Source organism: Haloferax profundi (assembly GCF_001469865.1).
In the GTDB taxonomy this organism is placed as follows: domain Archaea; phylum Halobacteriota; class Halobacteria; order Halobacteriales; family Haloferacaceae; genus Haloferax; species Haloferax profundi.
This window is the reverse complement of the sequence record NZ_LOPV01000557.1, coordinates 1-4106: the sequence shown is the minus strand read 5'-3', so window position 1 is coordinate 4106 and position 4106 is coordinate 1. Positions and strand designations below refer to the sequence as shown.

Here is a 4106-nt window from a genome sequence, read left to right as displayed (position 1 = left end):
CTCGGCGTTCTACAGTATCGGCTTCGGGCAGTATCTTGCGACGCTCGTCCCGATGCCGGACCTCTGGATGCTCTCTGACGTCCAGGTCGGCGCGCTTCTCGCCGGTGCAATCTTCGTCGGGGTCAACTACATCGGGGCCAAAGAGACCGGGAGTGTCCAGACAGTCATCGTGACGATTCTCCTCGGTATTCTCACGCTCTTTGCGGTTCAGGGATGGCTCTCGTTCGACTTCGAGACACTCCTCGGGGATGGCGGACTCGCCCCACTCGGATACGGTGCGATACTTCCGGGGACTGCGCTGGTCTTCGTCTCCTTCCTCGGATACGCGAAAATCGCAACTGTCGCAGAAGAGCTCAAAAACCCCGGACGGAACCTCCCACTCGCCATCATCGGGAGCGTCGTCATCGTGACGATTCTCTACTCGATTCTGGTCAGCATCATGCTCGGTGTCGTCCCGTGGCCAGAACTGAGCCAGAGTGCTCCGCTGACACAGGCGACGGAACTCGCGTTCCCTGGTGGACTTGCCGTGTTCGCCGTCACTATCGTGACGCTCGGTGCATTGCTAGCGACGGCATCGAGTGCCAACGCGTCGATTCTGGCGTCTGCTCGAATCAACTTCGCGATGGGTCGCGACCGAATTGTCACGAACTGGCTCAACGAAATCCACCCGTCGTACGCGACACCGTACCGGTCGATTCTCGTGACGGGGGCTATCATCGTCGTCTTCATCGCGGCCCTCGGGCGAGACATCGAAGTGCTTGCGAAGGCGGCGAGCGTCCTCCACCTCGTGGTCTACGCGCTGATGAACGCCGCACTCATCGTCTTCAGAGAGACGGACCCAGAGTACGACCCAGCGTTCACAGTTCCCCTCTATCCGATTACGCCAATCGTAGGAATCGTCCTCTCACTCGGACTACTGGCGTTCGTCGGGACGCAAGAACTCCTCTTATCGGGGGTGTTCGTCGTCGTCGCGGTTGTGTGGTACTTCGCCTACGCACGCAAGAACGTCCCTCGACAGGGGATACTCGGAGAGTACATCCTCGACCGTGGCACCGAACTTCCCCCGACTCTCGTCGACGCTGCGGTGAACATCGCCCCCGACGGGGCCACCCGTGTCGACGACGCACCCAAGACGATGGTCGCAGTCTCGAATCCCCTCACAGAGCACGCGCTGGTAAAACTCGCTGCCGCACTCGCAACACACGAACAGGGGAGTCTCCTTGCCACACACGTGATTCAGGTCCCGGACCAGACGTCACTCCAGGCCGCCGCAGAACAACGCGACCGTATCTCGACGACGTCGAGGCAACTCCTCGCCGACGCCCGCGAAGACGCCGAGGAACTTGGCGTCAGAGTGGAGACGCGAACGGTTCTCTCGCACCAGGGCCTCGCAGAAGTGTTCGACATCGCATGTGAACACGACATCGACACGCTCATTCTGGGCCACGGTGGCGCGAAACTCGCCGGTGGCCGTGTCGAAGGCCCACTTGACGAACTCACTCACGACCTCCCGTGTGACGTGCTCGTCTTGGACGGCCAACAGTTCGACGCGACGGAGATTCTCATCCCGACCGCTGGTGGTCACTCGTCGGACCTGTCGGCGACAGTCGCACTCGCGCTGCAAGATGTCGTCGGAGCGAACGTCTCGGTGTTGCACGTGAGCGACGACCTCGACGACGGACGTGAGTTCGTCGAGACGTGGGCTTCAGAACACGGGTTGCAGCACGCCGAACTGCTAGTCGAGACTGGCGACGTAGAGACCGCTATCGAACAAGCGAGTGCCGGTCGGACTCTCGTCATCGTTGGGGCGACGGAGCGAGGCCTGTTGTCTCGACTCGTCGGTGGAGCACTCGAACTGTCGGTCCTCGATGAACTCGAAACGACCGTGTTGCTCGCAGAGCGACCACACGAACGGTCACTCAGAGAGCGGTTATTCGGGTAACCGCCGACCGGACCGCTATCTTTTGACGACAGGCTGTTTCGCTCTGGAATCTCTTTCGGACGTATCGTCTCGGCTCTGTCGACGTAATCCCGGGATACAGAACCAGACGAAAGCGAGTTCTTGTGGTTAGTACCCTAGCTGTTCGCGGATGAGGACGACAGTCGTACGCCCTTCGTCGACTTCTCGTCTGAAGATGAGTTGCTTCGCAATCGCGGACTCGACTCCGTAGGCTTCTTGCGCCCGCTCGTTCTCCAGCGGATACGCAACTGATTCGAGTCGGTCGAGCGCATCGTCGAGTGTTGGGACGATTTTGTTGATACCGCTGACGATGACGACGTTACTGGCGGCGAATGGGTACGCGCCGATGCGACTCCCCGAGAGGTCCGCTGCGACGAGTTCGCCTGACTGTGCGATAGCGTTGATACCACCGAGGAAGTAATCGGCGGTCTGTGATTCGCGGCGAGCGTTCTGTCGCTTTGCATCGTCGTCGATGCTCCAAATCTGGTCCGGTAAGCTCTCCCACTCGTGGTCTCCTTCACTCAGGTACTCTACGAACCCAATTTCTTCGAGCGTCGTCGAGTGTCCGTTCATCACGGAGACATCGCTTGGAATGTGGGTTTGCAGCGTTTCGAGTGCTTCGTCTGCGGTGTCGACGACGACCACGTCGAACCCGTTTGCTTCGAGGTTTTCGACGGTTGCCTCGACTTCCTCATCGCTTGGTACGTCGTCGAGGTCGTGGTCGATTTGAGCGTCGTCTACGTAGTCGGATTTCTGTTGAGACATTGTGGATGGGTGGTATACGTCTGCATCTGTGATGTGTGGCTATCGGGTGTTAAACGCTCGCTGACGGCAGTGTCAGGTGGTTACGCTAGTGCCACCTGTGTCTGAGAAACACGGATTGGCGAGTGTATCGCCTCGTCACGCCCCGCGCCGTGGCACTTTCTCAGAATACGACGACCCTACAAGAACTTCCCTCCGTGGGCACAGCCCAGTAACAGTCGAAGTCAGCCCTGCCGTTCGAATTTGTAGGTCACGACTTCGTCGCTGTCGTCCCACTCGAATGGACCGGGATGGACGCGCTCCATCCGCTGTTTGTACGCGTCGAGTGACGGCGACCCCTCTCTTTGGGCGTCTTCGTCGGTGAAGTCACCGAGTGTGCGTTCTGCAACACTGACTATCTCGAACGTGTCGCCATCGAGTTCGAACGAATCACCTTCGTCGGCGTACCGTGTCGTCGCCCCGCGAGTGAGTTGCGTCACGTCTCCAGCGGCCACTGATTCTTTGACACGGTCGTTCGGAAGCAGGTCGTCGACGTCGATTTCGCTCATACCCAACGGTACGAATGGGCCAGTGAAAAACCTCACCGCGTCGGTAGTCTAGGCCTGTTCTACCGACTGTGCGACACGGAATGCAGTCTCCTCGTCGTTCCAGTCTGCGACAATCTGTATACCGACTGGCTTGTCGTCGGCTCCTTCAGTCGGGACAGAGATGGCAGGATGGCCACTGCAATTGAACGGTGCAGTGTTCTCGACGGTTCGCATGAGTCCTTCCATGCCTTGGATAGTCCCAAACTCTGGGGCAGTGATCGGTGTCGTCGGCGTCACGAGTACGTCGTACGTCTCGAGGGCGTCGCAAACTGTTTGGGTGAACATCCGCTGGAGGCCCTTCGCAGCGACGTATTCAGTCCCATCGCCGTCGACGAGGACACCGTTCGTGACGAGCATCTGCACGACGTTTTGACCGAAGGCTCCCTCTTCGTTCGCTGCCGCCAACGCTGCTCGAAGCGGTTCTGTCGTTCCAGTCCCTGTCGTATACGAGGCCCCGTTTGCCCCGACGAAGGATGCAAATTCGAGCCCAGCGATTGCGCCGACGACGGCCGACGCCATCTCGTAGCCTGGCAACGATGTCTCTTCGACGGTGGCACCGGCGTCCCGAAGTTTGTCGAGGGTAGTTTCGATGGCCTCGACGACTCCCGGTTCCGAGGTATTCATCGCCTCGGAGACGACGCCCACGCGGAAGTCCTCGACCCCATCGTCGAGAGACTCGGCGTACTGTCCCGGTTGTGGGGACCCGCGTGTCGAGGGGTCGTTTGCGTCCGGTCCAGCTATCACCTCCAACACACGGGCCGCTGTTTCGACGTCTGATGCGAGTGGGCCGACGTGGT

4 protein-coding genes are annotated in these 4106 nt (G+C 59.7%); 1 reads left to right on the top strand and 3 read right to left on the bottom strand.

Annotation, left to right across the window (positions count from 1 at the left end; translation table 11 throughout):
- Positions 1 to 1942, top strand: a 1942-nt coding sequence (locus AUR66_RS16755) for an amino acid permease (RefSeq protein WP_058573335.1), incomplete at its 5' end; no start/stop codon positions are given.
- A 126-nt stretch (positions 1943 to 2068) separates the two neighbouring features.
- Here AUR66_RS16755 and AUR66_RS16750 read toward each other — a convergent pair.
- From AUR66_RS16750 to AUR66_RS16740, 3 genes are all read right to left on the bottom strand, one after another.
- Entirely contained in the window at positions 2069 to 2725 is a 657-nt protein-coding gene (locus AUR66_RS16750) for a lactate utilization protein (RefSeq protein ID WP_058573334.1), read from the bottom strand.
- A 221-nt stretch (positions 2726 to 2946) separates the two neighbouring features.
- Positions 2947 to 3270, bottom strand: coding sequence for an ASCH domain-containing protein (locus AUR66_RS16745; RefSeq protein WP_058573333.1), 324 nt, complete (start codon positions 3268 to 3270; stop codon positions 2947 to 2949).
- Between the two features lie 48 nt (positions 3271 to 3318).
- Positions 3319 to 4106 (bottom strand): amidase family protein (locus tag AUR66_RS16740; protein ID WP_269432622.1); only part of this gene is annotated, 788 nt, incomplete at its 5' end.